Genomic DNA, 21,723 nt, shown 5'->3' on the forward strand with positions numbered 1-21,723 from the left:
GCGGGCCGTACGGCCGGGCCCACCCGGGCCCGGCCGTACGGTCCGGATCAGCTGAGCCGGTCGAAGATCGCGAACAGGTCCTCGTCGCTGGCCGTTTCGAGATCCTCGTCGGATGCGTCCGCAGTTTCCGCGGTCCCGTCGGAACCTCCCGCCGCCGCCTCTGCCGCCTTCAGCAGTTCCCGCAGCCGGACGGTGATCCGGTCGCGGGCCTCCTCATCGGATGCCGCGGACTCGATCGCCGCGTCCAGGCCGGCGAGACCGGCCAGCACCGGATCGGCGGGGGACGCCTTGTCGACCGCGAGCTCGTCGCCCAGGTGGCGGGCGAGCTCCATCGGGGTGGGGTAGTCGAAGACCAGCGTGGCCGGAAGCTTCAGGCCGGTGGCCTCACGCATCCGGTTGCGCAGCTCCACCGAGGTGAGCGAGTCGAACCCGGCGTCCTTGAACGCCGTCTCCGCCCGGACGCTCTCCGGCCCGGCGTGCCCGAGCACGACCGCGACCTGAGTACGCACCAGGTCGAGAAGCAGTGCCTCCTGTTCTCCCGCGCCGAGCCCGGCCAGCCGGTCGGACAGCTGCCGGCGCTCGTCGCCGCCGGTGCCCGCCGCCTGCGCCTGCTGCCGGCCCACCCGCACCAGGCGGCGCAGCAGATGCGGGACCCCGCCACCGGCCACCGCGTCTGCCCGTACGCCCCGCAGGTCCAGCTTGACCGGCACCAGCAGCGCCTGCCCCGACCCCACGGCCGCACCGAACAGCTCCATCCCCTCCACGGGCTTGAGCGCCATGACTCCCCCACGTCCCTCACGCCGACTCATCTGAGTCAGGGTCAGGTCGTCCATGGTGTCCGCCAGTCCGGTGGCCTGATCCCACGGGCCCCAGGCCAGTGACAGACCCGGCAGGCCAGCCGTCCGACGACGGGCCATCAACCCGTCCAGGAAAGCATTGGCCGCCGCGTAGCCGCCACTACCAGCTCCCATAAAGACTGACGCTGCGGAGGAGTAGACGATGAAGGCGTCGAGGTCCAGGCCGCGGGTCAGTTCGTCCAGGTGGCGCACCGCGTCGACCTTCGGTGCGAACACCGTCGCAAGCCGGTCCGGGGTCAGCGCCCCGATCACGCCGGCGTCGAACACACCGGCCGTGTGCACCACACCGGTCAGGGGGTGCTCGGCCGGCACCGACGCCAGCAGAGCCTGCACCTGGTCGCGGTCGGACACGTCACAGGCCGCCACCGTCACCGCCGCGCCCTGCTCCGCGAGCTCGGCGACCAGCTCTTCCATACCCTCGGCCTGCGGACCGCGGCGGCTGGCCAGCACGAGGTGCCGTACTCCGTGCCGGGTGACCACGTGCCGGGCCAGCAGCGCACCCAGCGCCCCGGCACCCGTGACCAGGACCGTGCCTTCCGGTCCGAACACCGCCGGAACATCCGGAGCTTGCTCGGTGACCCGTACGAGCCGCGGCACGGAGAGGGCCGTTCCGCGCACGGCGACCTGCGGCTCGCCGCCGGCCAGCACCGCACCCAGGACGGATTCCACTCCCTCGCCGGAGGCCGGGTCGGTGTCGACCAGCACGATCCGGTCGGGGTGCTCCGCCTGGGCGGCGCGCACCAGACCCCACACGGCCGATCCGGCCGGGTCGGTCACCGTACCGTCGCCGGCGGGAACCGCGCCCCGGGTCACCACCACCAGGCGCGAGTCCTCGAGCCCGGTCCCGGTCAGCCACGCCTGCACGATGCCGAGCACCCAGGAGGACAGGTCCAGTACCGCCTCCTCGCCGTCGATACCGACGGCTTCCAGGACCGCCGCCTCCGGCACGTCGGCGCCCGATATCGCGTCGTCGGACAGCGCCGCCACATCGTCGGCATTGGCCACGGGCGCCCACGACGGAGAGAAGTCCGTTCCCTCGGCCGGGGGCAGCTCGGTCCACTCCACGCCGAACAGCGAGTCACGGCTTTCGTCCCCTGCCGCAGCCTCCAGCTGGTCGGCGGACACCGGCCGGGAGACCAGCGAGTCCATCGTCACCACCAGGCGACCGGTCTCGTCGGCAGCCTCGACCGACATCGCGTCCGGGCCGGACGGCGCGACCCGCACCCGCAGTGCAGAGGCACCCGCGGCATGCAGCACCAGCCCGTTCCACGCGAACGCCAGCACGGCCTCCCGGGGTTCCTCCGCCGTGGTGCCCGCCGCAGCACCGGCGGTCCCGGCCTGCAGGGCCGCGTCCAGCAGCGCCGGGTGGATGCCGAACCTGCCGGCCTCCTTGCGCTGCTCCTCGGGCAGGGCCACCTCGGCGAAGACCTCCTCGCCACGACGCCACACCGCCCGTACGCCCTGGAACGCCGGACCGTAACCGAAGCCACGCTCGACCAGGTCGCCATAGAGGTTTCCGACCTCGACCGGCTGCGCGCCGGCCGGAGGCCAGGCCGCGAAGTCGAACCCGGTGCCCACGGCGCCCGGCTGTACCGGCGCCGACAGCACACCGGTGGCGTGCCGCGTCCACACGTCCGCACCGCCCTGACCGGCAGCGTCTTCGCGCTGGGAGTACACCTCCACGGTCCGCGAGCCGGTCTCGTCCGGTCCGCCGACGGCAACCTGTACGCGCACCCCACCGTGCTCGGGCACCGCCAACGGCGCCTGGATCACGAGCTCTTCGAGCACGCCGCATCCGGCCTCGTCGCCGGCCCGCACCGCGAGCTCCACCAGCCCGGTACCCGGAAGGAGCACCACACCCCCGATCGCGTGATCGGCCAGCCACGGGTGCGACTTCAGCGACAGGCGCGAGGTGAAGACCAGTCCGTCGGACTGCGGCAGCCGCACCACGGCACCCAGCAGCGGGTGATCGGATCCGGCGAGCCCCAGCGACGCCGCGTCGGTGGCCGACTCGGCCGGCTGGAGCCAGTAGTGCTGCTGGTCGAAGGCGTAGGTCGGGAGGTCCACTCGTCCGGGCGTCGCCCCTGCGGGCAGAATCCGGGCCCAGTCCACGTCCATCCCGCGGACGAACAGTTCGGCCATCGAGGCGAGCAGCCGTCGCAGGCCGCCCTCCTCACGTCGCAGCGAACCGATCACGATCACACCGGCGTCGGCGTCGGTGTCGTCGACGGTCTCGGTGACCGGCTGGACCAGCACCGGGTGGGCACTGACCTCGACGAACACCCTGTGGCCCTGCGTGAGGAGGTCGGCGACGGCCGGGCCGAAGCCCACCTGGCCGCGCAGATTGCGGTACCAGTACCCGCCGTCCAGGACGTCGGCGTCGGCCACCCAGCCGCCGGTGACGGTGGAGTAGAACGGCACCTTCGGGGCCTGCGCGGTCACCTCGGCCAGCGCCTCGGCGAGCGTGTCGCGGATCGCTTCCACGTGCCGCGTGTGCGAGGCATAGTCCACCGCAACCCGGCGCAGCCGGATGCCTTCACCCGACAGTGCTTCCAGGGCTTCGTCCAGCGCCTCCGCGTCACCGGCGATGACCACGGAGGTCGGCCCGTTGATTGCGGCGACCTCCACGCGGTCGGCCCACGGAGTCAGCCGTACGACGGCCTCGTCCGCGCTCAGCGCGACCGACGCCATACCGCCACGCCCGGCCAGCTCCTCGGCAATGGCCTGGCTGCGCAGCGCCACGACACGCGCCGCATCCTCCAGGGACAGCGCACCCGCCACACACGCGGCCGCGATCTCACCCTGCGAGTGACCCAGCACCGCATCCGGCTTGACGCCGACCGAGGCCCACACCGCCGCCAGGCCCACCATCACGGCGAAGCTCGCCGGCTGCAGGACATCGACCCGCTCCATGAGCTCGGGGTCGGCCTCGCCGCGCAGCACCTCGATCAGCGACCAGTCGATCCACCGCTCCAGGGCGGCCGCGCACTCCGCGATCCGCTCGGCGAACACCGGCGAGGAGTCTAGGAGTTCACGGCCCATGCCCGCCCACTGCGAACCCTGCCCCGGGAACACCCACACGACCTTGCCCGGCATGCCCGAACCGGCACTTCCGGCCACGACACCTGCAGCACTTGCGCCGCGCGCCAGCGCCTGGAGTCCGGCCAGCGCCCTGTCAGTGGAGTCGGCCACCACGACCGCACGCTCGCCGAAGACCGTACGGCCCGACACCAGCTCCCCGGCCACGTCCGCCAGCGACGTCCCGCCGACAGACTCCAGGTACGACGCCAGCCGACCGGCCTGACCCGCAAGGGAACCAGCGCTCCGGGCCGATACCACCAGCGGCATCGCCCCAGCAGGCGCCAGGGGCTGCTGAGTCTCTGCGGCCGCCGGCACCGGTTCCCCGGGCGCTTCTTCCAGGATCAGGTGCGCGTTCGTCCCGCTGATGCCGAACGAGGACACACCGGCCCGGCGCGGCCGGCCGTTCTGCGGCCACTCCCGCGCCTCCGTCAGCAGCTCGATGACACCCGCGGTCCAGTCCACCTGGGTCGAGGGCTCCTGCGCATACAGCGTCGGAGGCATGACCCCGTGCCGCAGCGCCTGCACCATCTTGATGACCCCCGCCACACCTGCGGCAGCCTGCGAGTGGCCGATGTTCGACTTCAGCGAACCCAGCCACAGCGGCTGGTCGGCGTCCCGGCCCTGGCCGTACGTGGCCAGCAGTGCCTGCGCCTCGATCGGGTCGCCCAGGGCCGTGCCCGTGCCGTGCCCCTCGACGACGTCCACGTCGGACGCGGTGAGGCCGGCGCTGTCCAGGGCCTTGCGGATCACCCGCTGCTGCGAGGGACCGTTCGGCGCGGTCAGACCGTTCGACGCACCGTCCTGGTTGACGGCGCTGCCGCGCAGCACCGCCAGCACCCGGTGACCACGCTCACGCGCCACCGACAGCCGCTCCAGCAGCACCACGCCCACGCCCTCGGACAGCACCGTGCCGTCCGCGCCGTCCGCGTACGCCTTGCACCGGCCGTCCCCGGCCAGACCCCGCTGCCGGGAGAACGCCGTAAAGCCTGCGGGCGACGCCATCACCATTGCACCGCCGGCGAGCGCCATCGAGCACTCGCCCTGCCTCAGCGCCTGCGCGGCCAAGTGCATCGCCACCAGCGACGACGAACACGCCGTGTCCACCGTGACCGCCGGACCCTCGAGACCCAGCACGTACGACACCCGGCCCGACGCCACGCTCGACACGGATCCCGTAACGGCGAAGCCCTCCAGCTCCGGTGCAACGGCGCCGGCTCCGTAGCCCTGACCGGACACCCCGGAGAACACTCCGACGTCGGTGCCCTTCAGCGAGACCGGGTCGATGCCCGCGCCCTCCAGCGCCTCCCACGAGGTCTCCAGCAGCAGCCGCTGCTGCGGGTCCATCGCCAGCGCCTCACGCGGCGAGATACCGAAGAACCCGGCGTCGAAGAGACCCGCGCCCTCGAGGAATCCACCCTTGCTGGTGTACGAGGTACCCGCGTTGTCGGGGTCCGAGTCGAACAGACCCTCCAGGTCCCAGCCACGGTCCTCGGGGAAGGACGACACCGCGTCCCGGCCCTCCGACACGAGCCGCCACAGGTCCTCCGGACCCGCCACGCCACCCGGCAGACGGCACGCCATACCCACGATCGCGAGCGGCTCACCCGCATCGGCCACCATGGCCGCCGGTGCTGCCGGTGGCGCCGGCAAGGGCGCCACGTCGCCGAACTCGTCCTGCAGGTGGCGGGCCAGGGACATCGGGGTGGGGTAGTCGAAGACCAGTGTGGCCGGAAGCTTCAGGCCGGTGGCCTCACGCAGCCGGTTGCGCAGTTCCACCGAGGTGAGCGAGTCGAACCCGGCGTCCTTGAACGCCAGCTCCGCACGGACGCCCTCCGGTCCGGCGTGCCCGAGCACGACCGCGACCTGCGTACGCACCAGATCGAGGAGCAGTGCCTCCTGCTCGGCCGCATCGAGCCCGGCCAGGCGGCGGAGCAGCCCGCCGTCCGTGGCGGATGCCGCCCGCGCCTGCTGCCGGCCCGCGCGTACCAGGCCACGCAGCAGGTGCGGGACCGTTCCGTCGGCTGCGGCCTGGGTGCGCAGCGTCTGCAGGTCCAGCTTGATCGGCACCAGCAGCGCGTGACCCATGTGCAGGCCGGCGTCGAACAGGCCCATGCCCTCGGCGGCCGTGATCTCCAGCACTCCACCACGGCTCGCACGCGCCTGGTCGACGTCGCTGAGATGAGCGGCCATGCCGAGGGACCGCTCCCACAGGCCCCACGCCAGCGACAGCCCGGGCAGACCCGCCGCCCGGCGGCCGGACATCAGCCCGTCCAGGAAGGCGTTGGCCGCCGCGTAGTTGCCCTGGCCACCGCCACCGAACACGCCCGCGACGGACGAGAACACGACGAACGCATCGAGGTCCAGGCCGCGGGTCAGCTCATCGAGGTGCCGGACCGCGTCGACCTTCGGCGCGAACACCGTCGCCAGCCGGTCCGGGGTCAACGCCCCGATCACGCCGTCATCGAACACACCCGCGGTGTGGACCACACCGGTCAGGGGGTGCTCGGCCGGCACCGACGCCAGCAGTGCCTGCACCTGGTCACGGTCGGACACGTCACAGGCAGCCACCGAAACCGTGGCCCCCTGCTCCGCGAGCGCGGCGACCAGCTCTTCCACACCTTCGGCATCGGGGCCCCGACGGCTGGCCAGCACCAGGTGCCGCACGCCGTGCCGGGTCACCAGGTGGCGGGCCACCACAGCACCCAACGCCCCGGCACCCGAGACCAGGACGGTGCCCTCCGGCCCGAACACCGCCGGGACGTCCGGGACCTCACCGGTGGCCCGGACGAGCCGGGGTGCGGAGAGGGTCGTTCCGCGGACCGCGACCTGCGGCTCGCCGCCGGCCAGGACCGCCCCGAGTACGGATTCCACTCCCTCGCCGGAGGCCGGGTCGGTGTCGACCAGGATGATCCGGTCGGGGTGCTCCGCCTGGGCGGCACGCACCAGACCCCACACCGCCGCTCCGGCCGGGTCGCTCACCGCACCTTCGCCGGCGGGGACCGCGCCACGCGTCACGACGACGAGCCGCGAATCCTCCAGGCCTGCGCCGGTCAGCCAGGCCTGCAGGACCCCGAGCACCCAGGAGGACAGGTCCAGTACCGCGTCCTCGCCGTCGATACCGACGGCTTCCAGGACCGCCGCCTCCGGCACGTCGGCACCCGTCATCGCATTCTCGGACAGGGCCGCCACATCGTCGGCATTGGCCACCGGCGTCCACGACGGAGAGGACTCCGCCCCTTCGGACGGGGGCAGCGCGGTCCACTCCACGCCGAACAGCGAGTCGGCAACCGCCGTGTCCGACGCAGCCTCCAGCTGGTCGGCGGACACCGGCCGGGAGACCAGCGAATCCAGCGTCACCACCAGGCCACCGGTCTCATCGGCAGCCTCGACCGACAGCGCGTCCGTGCCGGACGGCGCCAGCCGTACACGCAGTGCGGAGGCACCCGCGGCATGCAGCACCAGCCCGTTCCACGCGAACGCCAGCACCACCTCCCGGGGTTCCTCTCCTTCCGTGCCCGTCTCGGCGGCGAAGGTCCCGGCCTGCAGGGCCGCGTCCAGCAGCGCCGGGTGGACGCCGAACCTGCCGGCCTCCTTGCGCTGCTCCTCGGGCAGGGCGACCTCGGCGAAGACCTCCTCGCCGCGACGCCACACCGCCCGCAGGCCCTGGAACGCCGGACCGTAACCGAAGCCGCGCTCGACCAAGTCGGAGTAGAAGTCCCCGACCTCGACCGGCTGCGCACCCGCCGGCGGCCACGCAGCGAAGTCGAATCCCAGCCCCGTCTCATCCGCCGCCGTCGAGGCGGACAGCAGTCCGGTGGCGTGTCGCGTCCACATGCCGACGGCGTCTTCGCGCTGGGAGTACACCTCCACGGTCCGCGAGCCGGCCTCGTCCGGTCCGCCGACGGCAACCTGTACGCGCACCCCACCGTGCTCGGGCACGACCAGCGGCGCCTGGATCACGAGCTCTTCGAGCACGCCGCATCCGGCCTCGTCGCCGGCCCGCACCGCGAGCTCCACCAGCCCGGTACCCGGAAGGAGCACCACACCGCCGATCGCGTGATCGGCCAGCCAGGGGTGCGACTTCAGCGACAGGCGCGAGGTGAAGACCAGTCCGTCGGACTGCGGCAGCCGCACCACAGCACCCAGCAGCGGGTGATCAGCCGTCACCTGTCCCAGCGAGGCCGCGTCGGTGGCCGACTCGCCCGGCTGGAGCCAGTAGTGCCGGTGCTCGAAGGCGTACGTCGGCAGGTCCACGCGTACGGACCCGGACCCGGCGGGCAGGACTCCGCTCCAGTCCACGGCCACACCACGGACGAAGAGCTCCGCCATCGAGGCCAGCAGCCGTCGCAGGCCGCCGTCCTCGCGCCGCAGCGAACCGGTCACCACCACATCGGCGTCAGGGTCGGTGTCGGTGTTGTCGACGGTCTCGGTGACCGGCTGGACCAGCACCGGGTGGGCACTGACCTCCACGAACACCCCGTGGCCCTGCGCGAGCAGGCTGACCACGGCGGGGCCGAAGGCCACCTGGCCGCGCAGGTTCCGGTACCAGTACGCGCCGTCCAGGACGCCGGCGTCCGCCACCCAACCGCCGGTCACGGTGGAGTAGAACGGCACCTTCGGCGCCAGAGCGGTCACCTCGGCCAGCGCCTCGGCGAGCGTGTCCCGGATCGCCTCCACGTGCCGCGTGTGCGAGGCATAGTCCACCGCAACCCGACGCACCCGGACGCCTTCGCCCGACAGCGTCTCAAGCGCCTCGTCCAGAGCCTCCGCGTCACCGGCGATGACCACGGAGGACGGACCGTTGACCGCGGCCACCTCGACCCGGTCCGCCCAACGCTCGATCCTCGCGACGGCCTCGTCCGCGCTCAGCGCGACCGACGCCATACCACCGCGCCCGGCCAGCTCCTCGGCAATGGCCTGGCTGCGCAGCGTCACCACGCGCGCCGCGTCCTCCAGGGACAGCGCGCCCGCCACACACGCGGCCGCGATCTCACCCTGCGAGTGGCCCAGCACCGCGTCGGGCTCCACGCCCACGGACGACCACACCGCCGCCAGACCGACCATCACGGCGAAGCTCGCCGGCTGCAGGACGTCGACCCGCTCCATGAGCTCGGGGTCGGCCTCGCCGCGCAGTACGTCGATCAGCGACCAGTCGATCCACGGCTCAAGAGCGGCAGCACATTCCGCGATCCGCTCGGCGAACACCGGCGAGGAGTCGAGGAGTTCACGGCCCATGCCCGCCCACTGCGAACCCTGCCCCGGGAACACCCACACGACCTTGCCCGGAGCAGTCGCACGCCCGGACACCACACCGGGCGCACCCTCACCGCGCGCCAGCGCCTGCAATCCGGCCAGCGCCTCTTCGTTCGAACCCGCGACGACCACCGCGCGCTCGCCCAGCACCGCACGGCCCGACACCAGCGCCCCGGCCACCTCCGCCAGGGACACCGCATCGGCACCCTCGACGAATTCCGCCAGCCGCCCGGCCTGACCCGCGAGGGAACCGGCGCTCCGCGCCGACACCACCAGCGGCACCACACCGGCGGGCGCCGTCTCCTCCGAGACGGGCTCCGCAGCCTCCTGCGGCGCCTCCTCCAGGATCAGGTGCGCGTTCGTACCGCTGACGCCGAACGAGGACACACCGGCCCGACGCGGCCGGCCGTTCTGCGGCCACTCCCGCGCCTCCGTCAACAGCTCCACCGCACCCGCAGACCAGTCGACCTGGCTCGTGGGCTCGTCCACGTGCAGCGTGGGAGGCATGACGCCGTGGCGCAGCGCCTGCACCATCTTGATCACACCGGCCACACCTGCGGCAGCCTGCGAATGGCCGATGTTCGACTTCAGCGAACCCAGCCACAGCGGCTGCTGCGGGTCCCGGTCCCGCCCGTAGGTCGCCAGGAGCGCCTGGGCCTCGATCGGGTCGCCCAGCACGGTACCCGTGCCGTGACCCTCCACCACGTCCACATCGGACGGGGAAAGCCCGGCGCCGGCCAGGGCCTTGCGGATCACCCGCTGCTGCGACGGACCGTTCGGCGCCGTCAGACCGTTCGACGCACCGTCCTGGTTCACCGCACTGCCGCGCAGCACCGCCAGCACCCGGTGACCACGCTCACGCGCCACCGACAAACGCTCCAGCACCACCACACCGACGCCTTCGGCCCAGCCGGTTCCGTCGGCCGCCGAGGAGAACGCCTTGCACCGACCGTCGGCCGCCAGGCCCCGCTGCCGGGAGAACTCGACGAAGGCGCCGGGCGTGGCCATCACCGTCGCGCCACCGGCGAGCGCCATCGAGCACTCGCCCTGCCTCAGCGCCTGCGCCGCCAAGTGCATCGCCACCAGCGACGACGAACACGCCGTGTCCACCGTGACCGCCGGACCCTCGAGACCCAGCACGTACGACACCCGGCCCGACGCCACACTCGACAGCGTCCCCGTGACCGCGAAGCCCTCGGTCTCCGGCGCGCCCGTGCCGCCGCCGTAGCCCTGGCCGGCCACCCCGGAGAACACCCCGACGTCGGTGCCCTTCAGCGAGACCGGGTTGATGCCGGCGCCCTCCAGCGCCTCCCACGAGGTCTCCAGCAGCAGCCGCTGCTGCGGGTCCATCGCCAGCGCCTCACGCGGCGAGATACCGAAGAACCCGGCGTCGAACTGGGTGGCCTCGTGGAGGAACCCGCCCTGGTCGGTGTACGAGGTACCCGCGTTGTCGGGGTCCGAGTCGAACAGGCCCTCCAGGTCCCAGCCCCGGTCCTCGGGGAAGGACGACACCGCGTCCCGGCCCTCCGACACGAGCCGCCACAGGTCCTCCGGACCCGCCACGCCACCCGGCAGACGGCACGCCATACCCACGATCGCTATCGGCTCGCGGGAAGCGCCGAGGAGTTGGCGGTTCTGCTTCTTGAGCGAGCCGACCTCTTCCAGCGACTTCCGTAGCGCGTCGACGACCTTCTCGTAGGATGCACTCACTTAACTGCCCCAATCATTTAGTAGTTTCGAAGGATTCTTAGTCGCCGAGCGCCATTTGCACGAGATCATCGACGCCCAGCTCGGCAATCGCTATCTCTTCATCGGCCTTTTCGATCGAGCCGATTTCCGATTCGCCGTCGCCGAGGGCGACCAGCTTGACCAGGGCATCCATCAATCCAGCTTCCCGGAATCGGGCCAGCGGGAGAGATGCGAGTGCGTGCCGCAGTCGTTCCTCCTCCACTTCAAAGTCAATTGCGTTGCCCTCCGGGAGCAATTCGCGGTACAGGTGCCGTGCGAGGGTCTGCGGGGTCGGGTAGTCGAAGATCAGCGTGGCCGGCAGCTTCAGACCGGTCGCCTCGCACAGCCCGTTGCGCAATGCCACCGAGGTGAGTGAGTCGAATCCGGCGTCCTTGAATGCCAGCTCCGCCTGCACACCCCCCGGTCCGGTGTGCCCGAGCACGACCGCGGCCTGAGTCCGCACCAGATCGAGGAGCAGGGCCTCCTGCTCGGCCGCACCGAGCCCGGCCAGCCGACGGACCAGCCCGCCGTCCGTGGCGGATGCCGCCCGCGCCTGCTGACGACCCGCCCGTACCAGGGCCCGCAGCAGGTGCGGGACTTCCCCGCCGGCTGCGGCCTGGGTTCGCAGCTTCCGCAGGTCCAGCTTGACCGGCACCAACAGCGCCTGCCCGGATCCCACAGCGGCGTCGAACAGTTCCATGCCCTCAGCCGCGGCCAGCCGCAGGGATCCCCCACGCCGGTTCGCCCGGGTCCCGGTGAGCTCGTCGACGCTTCCTGCCATGCCGGCGGTCTGCTCCCACTGGCCCCAGGCCACGGACACACCCGGCAGGCCTGCCGCCCGGCGGCCGGACATCAGCCCGTCCAGGAAGGCGTTGGCCGCCGCGTAGTTGCCCTGCCCGGCCGAACCCATGAGCCCGGCGGCGGACGAGAACACGACGAACGCGTCGAGGTCCAGGCCGCGGGTCAGCTCGTCCAGGTGCCGCACCGCGTCCACCTTCGGCGCGAACACCGTCGCCAGCCGCTCCGGGGTCAGCGCCCCGATCACGCCGTCGTCCAGCACACCCGCCGTGTGGACCACACCGGTCAGCCGGTGCTCGGCCGGCACCGACGCCAACAGCGCCTCCACCTGCTCACGGTCGGACACGTCACAAGCCACGACCGACACCGCAGCGCCCTGCTCGGTCAGTTCGGCGACCAGCTCCTGCACGCCTTCGGCCTGCGGACCCCGACGGTCGGCCAGCACCAGACTCCGCACCCCGTGACGGATGACCAGATGCCGGGCGACCAGGCCGCCCAACGACCCGGTATCACCCGTGACCAGGACCGTTCCCTCCGGCCCGAACACCGCGGGTCCATCCGGGACCTCGCTGCCCGCCCGGACGAGCCGGGGGGCGGCGAGGACCGTGCCACGGACCGCGACCTGCGGCTCCCCGCCGGCCAGCACCGCACCCAGCACCAGCTCCGCGGCGCCTTCGGCAGCGGGGTCGGTGTCCAGGAGGACGATCCGGTCGGGGTTCTCGACCTGGGCGGCACGGACCAGGCCCCACACCGCCGACCCGGCCGGGTCGGTCACCGCGCCGTCACCGGCGGGAACCGCGCCTCGGGTCACGACCACCAGCCGCGACTCCTCCAGCCCGGCCCCGGCCAGCCACGCTTGTACGACCTCCAGCACCCGGGAGGTCAACGCCAGCACCGCGCCCTCGCCGGCACCACCGACAGCCTCGAGGACCGCCACCGACGGGGCATCTGCGCTCCCGGCGAGAGCCGCCACATCGTCTGCATCGGCCACCGGCAGCCACGAGGGAGCGAGCCCGGCACCCTGAGCCTGGGGCAGCTCGGTCCACTCCACCCGGAACAGCGAGTCGGCGCGCGCCGTGCCCGCCGCGGTCTCCCACTGCTCGGCAGAGACCGGCCGGGACACCAGTGAGTCCAGCGTCAGGACCAGGCCGCCGGTCTCGTCGGCAGCCTCGACCGCCCGCGCATCCGGGCCGGAGGGCGTCAGCCGTACCCGCAGGGCCGAGGCACCCGCGGCGTGCAGCTCCAGACCGTTCCAGTCGAGCGGCTGCAGCTGTCCGTCCGACGCCGCGGCGCCGGCCGTCCCTGCGTGCAGGGCCGCGTCCAGCAGCGCGGGGTGGATGCCGAACCTGCCGGCGTCCTTGCGCTGCTCCTCGGGCAGGGCGACCTCGGCGAAGAGCTCCTCGCCGCGCCGCCACACCGCCCGTACGCCCTGAAACGCCGGACCGTAGCCATAACCACGCTCGACCAGGCCGGAGTAGAAGTCCCCGACCTCGACCGGCTCCGCGCCGGCCGGCGGCCAGGCAGCGAAGTCGAACCCGGTGCCCACGCCACCCGGCTGAACCGGAGCCGACAGCACACCGGTGGCGTGCCGCGTCCACAGGCCCTCAGCGGCAGCGTCCTCGCGCTGGGAGTAGATCTCCACGGTCCGCGATGCGTTCTCACCCGGTCCGCCGACGGCGACCTGTACGCGGACTCCGCCGTGCTCGGGCACCACCAGCGGTGCCTCGATGACGAGTTCGTCCAGGACCCCGCAGCCGGCTTCGTCACCGGCCCGCACCGCGAGCTCCACCAGCCCGGTGCCCGGAAGGAGCACCACGCCACCGATCGTGTGATCGGCCAGCCAGGGGTGCGACTTCAGCGACAGCCGCGAGGTGAAGACGAGCCCGTCGGACTGCGGCAGCTGCACCACCGCGCCCAGCAGCGGGTGATCGGCCGTCGTCTGGCCCAGCGACGCAGCGTCCGTGGCCGACCCGGCCGTCCGGAGCCAGTAGTGCCGGTGGTCGAAGGCATAGGTCGGCAGGTCCACGCGCCGGGAGGGCGCCGTCTGCGGGAGCACGCCGCTCCAGTCGACGGCCACGCCCCGTACGAACAGCTCGGCCATCGAGGCCAGCAGCCGTCGCAGGCCGCCGTCCTCGCGGCGCAGCGAGCCGGTCACGACCGCATCGGTATCCGTGCCGTCGACGATCTCGGTGACCGGCTGGACCAGCACCGGGTGGGCGCTGACCTCCACGAACACCCCATGGCCCTGACCGAGCAGATCGGCCACGGCGGGACCGAAGCCCACCTGTCCGCGCAGGTTCCGGTACCAGTAATCGCCGTCCAGGACGCCGGCGTCCGCCACCCAGCCGCCGGCGACGCTGGAGTAGAACGGCACCGTCGGAGCCTGGGCGTCGATCCCGGCCAGGGTTTCGGCGAGCGTGTCGCGGATGGCCTCCACGTGCCGGGTGTGCGACGCGTAGTCCACCGCGACCCGACGCACCCGGACACCGTCGGCGGACAGCGCCTCCAGCACCTCGTCCAGAGCCTCGGCATCACCGGCGATCACCACGGACGACGGCCCGTTGACCGCGGCGACCTCCACACGGTCGGCCCACGGCTCCAGCCACGCAACCGCTGCGTCCGCGCTCAGGGCGACGGAAGCCATGCCGCCGAGCCCCGCCAGCTCCTTGGCAATCGTCTGGCTGCGCAGTGTCACCACACGCGCGGCATCCTCCAGTGAGAGCGCACCCGCCACACAGGCGGCGGCGATCTCACCCTGGGAGTGGCCGAGCACCGCATCGGGCTTGACCCCGACCGACTCCCAGACCGCCGCCAGGCCCACCATCACGGCGAAGCTGGCTGGCTGGAGTACGTCGACCCGCTCCAGGAGCTCGGGGGCGGCCTCGCCGCGCAGTACGTCGATCAGCGACCAGTCGGTCCACGGCTCGAGCGCGGCAGCGCACTGCGCGATCCGCTCGGCGAAGACCGGCGAGGAGTCGAGGAGTTCCCGGCCCATGCCCGCCCACTGGGAGCCCTGGCCGGGGAACACCCACACGACCTTGCCCGGAGCAGTCGCGCTACCGGACACCACACCGGCCGCGTTCTCACCGCGCGCCAGCGCCTGCAGCCCGACCACTGCTTCCCTGCCCGAGCCGGCGACAACCACCGCACGCTCGCCGAAGACCGTACGGCCCGACACCAGCGCTCCGGCCACGTCCGCCGGCGACGCCTCATCGGCGCCCTCGATGAACGCCGCCAGCCGCCCGGCCTGACCGGCCAGCGAACCGGCACTGCGCGCCGACACCACGAACGGCACCACACCGGCAGGCGCCGGCGCTTCCGCGGCGGTCTCAGCCGTCTCCGGGGGCGCCTCCTCCAGGATCAGGTGCGCATTCGTCCCGCTGATGCCGAACGAGGAGACACCGACCCGACGCGGATGGCCGTTGCGCGGCCACTCCCGCGCCTGCGTCAGCAGCTCGACGGCACCCGCAGACCAGTCCACCTGACGTGAAGGCTCGTGCACGTGCAGCGTGGGCGGCATGACGCCGTGCCGCAGCGCCTGCACCATCTTGATCACGCCGGCCACACCGGCAGCCGCCTGCGTGTGACCGATGTTCGACTTCAGGGAACCCAGCCACAGCGGCTGCTCCGGGTCCCGGTCCCGCCCGTACGTGGCCAGGAGCGCCTGCGCCTCGATCGGGTCGCCCAGGGCCGTGCCCGTGCCGTGGCCCTCGACCACGTCCACGTCGGACGCGGTGAGGCCGGCGCTGTCCAGGGCCTTGCGGATCACCCGCTGCTGCGAGGGACCGTTCGGCGCGGTCAGACCGTTGGACGCACCGTCCTGGTTGACGGCGCTGCCGCGCAGCACCGCGAGCACCCGGTGCCCGCGCTCGCGCGCCACCGACAGCCGCTCCAGTACGACCAGACCGACGCCCTCGGACAGCACCGTGCCGTCCGCGCCGTCCGCGTACGCCTTGCACCGGCCGTCGGCGGCCACGCCCCGCTGGCGCGACATGCCGAGGATTCCGATCGGCGATCCCATCACGGCGACACCGCCGGCGAGCGCCATCGAGCACTCGCCCTGCCTCAGCGCCTGCGCCGCCAGGTGCATCGCCACCAGCGACGACGAACACGCCGTGTCCACGGTGACCGCCGGACCCTCGAAGCCGAAGGCGTACGACACCCGGCCCGAGGCCACACTGCCCGCCGTGGCGGTCGTGACGAAGCCTTCGAGCTCCGCGGGCATGTTCGTCAGCGACTCGACGTAGTCGTGGATGGAGACGCCGGAGAAGACGCCGATGTTGCTGCCCTGTGCCGTGCTCGGGTCGATGCCCGCCCGCTCCAGCGCCTCCCAGGAGGCCTCCAGCAGCAGCCGCTGCTGCGGGTCCATCGCCAGCGCCTCGTTCGGCGAGATGCCGAAGAACGCGGCGTCGAACTGCGCGGCCTCGTGCAGGAATCCGCCCTGGCCGGCGGACGAGGTGCCCGTACGGTCGGGGTCGGGGTCGGACAGACCGTCCAGGTCCCAGCCGCGGTCGTCGGGGAAGGACGACATGCCCTCACGGCCCTCGGACACCAGCTGCCAGAGGCCGTCGGGGTCCGCCACGCCGCCCGGCAGGCGGCACGCCATCCCGACGATCGCGATCGGCTCGTCCGGATCCGCGACGACGGCCGCAGCCGAGGCAGGGGTGCCGGCCGCCGCGTCACCGAGCTCCTCGCGCAGGTGGCGGGCGAGGGCAACCGGGGTGGGGTAGTCGAAGATCAGCGTGGCCGGCAGCTTCACGCCGGTCGCCGCGCTCAGCCGGTTCCGCAGCTCGACCGCGGTCAGCGAGTCGAACCCGATGTCGCTGAACCCCCGGGTGCCCTGCGCCAGTTCGGGGCCGCTGAAACCGAGTACGTTGCCCGACTCGGCCTGGACGACGGTCAGCAGGATGCTCTCCTGCTCGGCCGGCGACAGCCCGGCGAGCCGGCGGACCAGTCCGCTGCTGTCCCCGGCAGCCGCCCGCGCCACGCGCCGGCTCGCGCGGACCAGGCCGCGCAGCAGATGCGGGACTCCCCCGCCGGCTGCGGCCTGGCTTCGCATGGTCTTCAGGTCCAGCTTGATCGGCACCAACAGCGGCTGGTCCGCGTGCAGGCCGACGTCGAAGATGTGCAGGCCTTCGGCCGGCGTCATCGCCAGCACACCGCCACGGCTCATACGGGCCTGGTCGACGGCGCTGAGGTGAGCGGTCAGGCCGTTGCTCTGCTCCCACAGGCCCCAGGCCAGCGACAGTGCGGGCAGGCCCGCCGCCCGGCGGCCGGCCATCAGGCCGTCGAGGAAGGCGTTCGCCGCCGCGTAGTTGCCCTGGCCGGCGGACCCCATGAGCGAGGCGGCGGACGAGAACACGATGAACGCGTCGAGGTCCAGGCCGCGGGTCAGCTCGTCGAGGTGCCGCACCGCGTCCACCTTCGGCGCGAACACGCCCGCCAGTCGCTCCGGGGTCAGCGTCGCGATCACGCCGTCGTCCAGCACACCGGCCATGTGCACGACACCGGTCAGCCGGTGCTCGGCCGGCACCGAAGCCAGCAGCGCCTCGACCTGGCCGCGGTCGGACACGTCACAAGCCGCCACCGACACCGCAGCACCCAGCTCGGTGAGCTCGGCGACCAGCTCCTCCACACCCTCGGCGGCCTGACCCCGACGGCCGGCCAGCAGCAGATGCCGCACCCCGTGCCGGGTGACCAGGTGCCGGGCCACCAGACCGCCCAGGGCTCCGGTGCCCCCCGTGACCAGGACGGTCCCTTCGGCCCCGAACACCGCGGGCTCGTCCGGCACCTCACCGCCGGCCCGGACGAGCCGGGGGACGGAGAGGGCCGATCCGCGCACCGCGACCTGCGGCTCGCCACTGGCCAGCACCGCGCCCAGGACGGAACCCGCTCCGTCACCGGAGGCCGGGTCGGTGTCGATCAGGATGATCCGGTCGGGGTTCTCGGCCTGCGCGGCACGCACCAGACCCCACACGGCCGATCCGGCCGGGTCGGTCACCGTACCGTCGCCGGCGGGGACGGCGCCCCGGGTCACCACGGCCAGGCGCGACTCCTCCAGCCCGGTCCCGGCCAGCCAGGCCTGGACGACCTCCAGCACCCGGGAGGTCGACTCCAGTGCCGCGTCCTCGCCGTCGGCGCCGGCCACGGCCTGCAGGACCGCCACCGCCGGGACGCCGGCGCTCCCGGCCAGAGCCACCACCTCGTCAGCGGTGGCCACCGGCACCCATGACGGCGCCGGCTCCCCGCCCTGAGCCGCAGGCAGCTCGGTCCACTCCACCCCGAACAGCGAGTCGCGGCTCTCATCGCCTGCCGCGGCGCCCAACTGGTCGGTGGATACGGGCAGGGACACCAGCGAGTCCATCGTCAGGACCATGTCGCCGGTCTCGTCGGCGGCCTGGAACGACAGCGCGTCCGGCCCGCACGGGGCGACCCTCACCCGCAGTGCCGAGGCACCCACGGCATGCAGCACCAGCCCGTTCCACGCGAACGGCAGCACCCGGCGGTCGTCGTCCGGATTGGCGAAGGCGTTCGTGTGGAGGGCGGCGTCCAGCAGCGCCGGGTGCATGCCGAACTTGCCGGCTTCCTCCCGCTGTTCCTCGGGCAGGACGGCTTCGGCGAAGACCTCGTCACCGCGCCGCCACACCGCCCGCAGGCCCTGGAACGCCGGGCCGTACGCGTAGCCGCGCTCGAGCAGGTCGGTGTAGAAGTTCCCGACCTCGACCGGCTCGGCACCCGGGGGCGGCCACGCGGCGAAGTCGTAATCCTGTCCCGTTCCCCGTTTCGCCGACGACGCCGACGACGCCGCCAGGAGTCCGGTGGCGTGCCGCGTCCATTCGTTCGCGCCGCCCTCGCCGGCTGCGTCCTCTCGCTGGGAGTACACGTCCACCGTGCGCGAGCCGGTCTCGCCCGGTCCGCCGACCGCGACCTGCAACCGCACGCCGCCCTGCTCGGGCAGCACCAGCGGCGACTCGATCACGAGTTCTTCCAGGACGCCGTAGCCGAACTCGTCGCCTGCCCGCACCGCGAGATCGACGTACATCGTGCCGGGGATGATCACCACGCCGCCGATCGCGTGACCGGCCAGCCAGGGGTGCGTCCGCAGCGAGAGCCGCGAGGTGAAGACCAGCCCGTCGGACTGCGGCAGCTGCACCACCGCGCCCAGCAGCGGGTGATCGGCCCCGGTCAGCCCCAGGGACGCCGCGTCCGTGGCCGACCCGGCCATCTGGATCCAGTAGTGCTGGTGGTCGAACGCGTACGTCGGCAGGTCGATGCGGGCGGACGCCGCTCCGGCGGGCAGAACCTCGGCCCAGTCGACGGCCACACCGCGGACGAACAGCTCGGCCATCGAGGCGAACAGCCGTCGCAGGCCACCGTCTTCACGGCGCAGCGAGCCGGTCACCACCACATCGGCGTCGGTGTCGCTCTTGTCGATGGTCTCGGTGATCGGCTGGACCAGCACCGGGTGGGCGCTGACCTCCACGAACACCCCGTGGCCCTGACCCAGCAGCTCGGCCACGGCCGGACCGAAGCCCACCTGGCCCCGCAGGTTCCGGTACCAGTACCCGCCGTCGAGGACATCGGCGTCCTCCACCCAACCGCCGGTCACGGTGGAGTAGAACGGCACCTTCGGGGCCTGCGCGTTGACGCCGGCCAGCGCTTCGGCCAGCGTCTCGCGGATGGCCTCCACGTGCCGGGTGTGGGACGCGTAGTCCACGGCCACCCGACGTATCCGGACGCCCTGGTCGTCGAGCGCGTCCAGCGCCTCGTCCAGAGCCTCGGCGTCACCGGCGATCACCACGGACGACGGGCCGTTGACCGCGGCCACCTCGACCCGGTCCGCCCACGGCTCCAGTCGCGCGACGGCCTCGTCCGCGCTCAGCGCGACCGAAGCCATACCGCCACGGCCGGCCAGGTCCTTGGCGATGGCCTGGCTGCGCAGCGCCACGACGCGCGCCGCGTCCTCCAGCGAGAGCGCACCCGCGACGCAAGCCGCGGCGATCTCACCCTGCGAGTGGCCGAGCACGGCATCCGGCTCCACGCCCACCGACGCCCAGACCGCCGCCAGTCCCACCATCACGGCGAAACTGGCCGGCTGCAGCACATCGACCCGCTGCAGGAGCTCGGGGTCCGCCTCGCCGCGCAGCACGTCCAGCAGCGACCAGTCCACCCACCGCTCCAGCGCGGCCGCGCACTGCGCGATCCGCTCGGCGAACACCGGGGAGGAGTCGAGCAGTTCCCGGCCCATGCCCACCCACTGGGAGCCCTGGCCCGGGAACACCCAGACGACTTTGCCGGGCGCACCCGAACCGGTCACCAGACCGGGCGCACTCTCACCGCGCGCCAGCGCCTGCAGACCGGCCAGCGCCTCCTCGTCCGAACCCGCTACCACCACGGCGCGCTCGCCCAGCGCCGCCCGGCCCGACACCAGCGCTCGGGCCACGTCCGCCAGCGGCACCTCGTCGGCGCCCTCGAGGAATTCCGCGAGCTGCCCGGCCTGGGCCGCCAGCGAGCCGGCGGTCCCCGCCGACACCACCAGCGGCACCGCACCGGCAGGCCGGGCCTCTTCCGTGACGGGCTCCGGGGCCTCCTGCGGCGCCTCCTCCAGGATCATGTGCGCGTTCGTGCCGCTGGCCCCGAAGGCGGAGACGCCGGCGCGGCGCGGGTGGCCGTTCTGCGGCCACTCCCGCGCCTCGGTCAGCAGCTCGACCGCACCTGCGGACCAGTCCACCTGGGGTGTGGGCGCGTCCACGTGCAGGGTGGCCGGGAGCGTGCGGTGCCGCAGCGCCTGGACCATGTTGATCACGGCGGCGACGCCGGACGCCGCCTGCGTGTGACCGATGACGGACTTGACCGAGCCGAGCCACAGCGGCTGCTGCGGGTCGCGGCCCTGGCCGTAGGTGGCCAGCAGTGCCTGCGCCTCGATCGGGTCGCCCAGCACCGTGCCGGTGCCGTGGCCCTCGACCGCGTCCACGTCGGACGGGGAGAGCCCTGCGCTGTCGAGCGCCTTGCGGATCACCCGCTGCTGCGACGGACCGTTCGGCGCGGTCAGGCCGTTGGACGCACCGTCCTGGTTCACGGCGCTGCCGCGGATCACGGCCAGTACCTGGTGCCCGCGCTCCTGCGCCACCGAGAGCCGCTCCAGCAGCACCACGCCCACGCCCTCGGCCCAGCCGGAGCCGTCGGCGCCGGCGGCGTAGGACTTGCAGCGCCCGTCGAACGCGAGTGCGCGCTGACGCGCGAAGCCGACGAACCCGCCCGGCGTCGCCATGACCGTCGAGCCGCCCGCGAGCGCCATGGAGCACTCGCCCCGGCGCAGCGCCTGTGCGGCGAGGTGGATCGCGACCAGCGAGGAGGAGCACATGGTGTCGACCGTCACCGCGGGGCCCTCGAGCCCGAGGGTGTAGGCGACGCGCCCGGAGGCGACGCCGCCGGCCGTGCCCAGGGCGCGCTCCAGGCTGAGGTACCCCTCGAAGCCGCTGAGGTCAGGCGCGTAGTCCTGGTGCACGATTCCGGCGAACACCCCGATGTCGCTGCCGCGGACCGAGTGGGGGTCGATGCCGGCCCGCTCGAAGGTCTCCCAGGACACCTCGAGCAGCTGTCGCTGCTGGGGGTCCATCGCCAGTGCCTCACGCGGCGAGATGCCGAAGAACCCGGCGTCGAACTGCGCCGCGTCGTGCAGGAAGGCGCCTTCCCGCACGTACGTCGTACCGGGGTTGTCGGGGTCCGGGTGGTAGAGGCCCTCCACGTCCCAGCCGCGGTCCTCGGGGAACGTGCTGTACACGTCGGCGCCCTCGGACACGACCCGCCAGAAGTCCTCCGGCCCGCGGATCCCGCCGGCGTACCGGCAGGCCATGGACACGATCGCGATGGGCTCCGCGGCTGCCGCGACGAGTGTGCTGTTCTCCTGCTGAAGCCGGGCGTTCTCCTTCAGCGAGGCACGCAGTGCCTCGACGACCTGCTGGTCGGGCGCCGACATATCCATCCTCCACGATTCGTTCACAGG

2 protein-coding genes are annotated in these 21,723 nt (G+C 72.9%); both read right to left on the reverse strand.

Translation table 11 applies throughout. The features are described from left to right. Positions 1 to 47: 47 nt before the first annotated feature. A complete protein-coding gene (locus OHT74_RS10355) occupies positions 48 to 10,901 on the reverse strand; it encodes a type I polyketide synthase (RefSeq protein WP_328620103.1) in 10,854 nt (3,617 codons plus the stop codon). 37 nt (positions 10,902 to 10,938) lie between these two features. Beyond that, positions 10,939 to 21,720 (reverse strand): type I polyketide synthase, encoded by a 10,782-nt coding sequence (locus OHT74_RS10360; RefSeq protein WP_443047342.1) that lies wholly within the window; start codon positions 21,718 to 21,720, stop codon positions 10,939 to 10,941. Positions 21,721 to 21,723 lie beyond the last annotated feature (3 nt).

Origin of the sequence: Streptomyces sp. NBC_00354, from assembly GCF_036106915.1 — a bacterium.
In the GTDB taxonomy this organism is placed as follows: domain Bacteria; phylum Actinomycetota; class Actinomycetes; order Streptomycetales; family Streptomycetaceae; genus Streptomyces.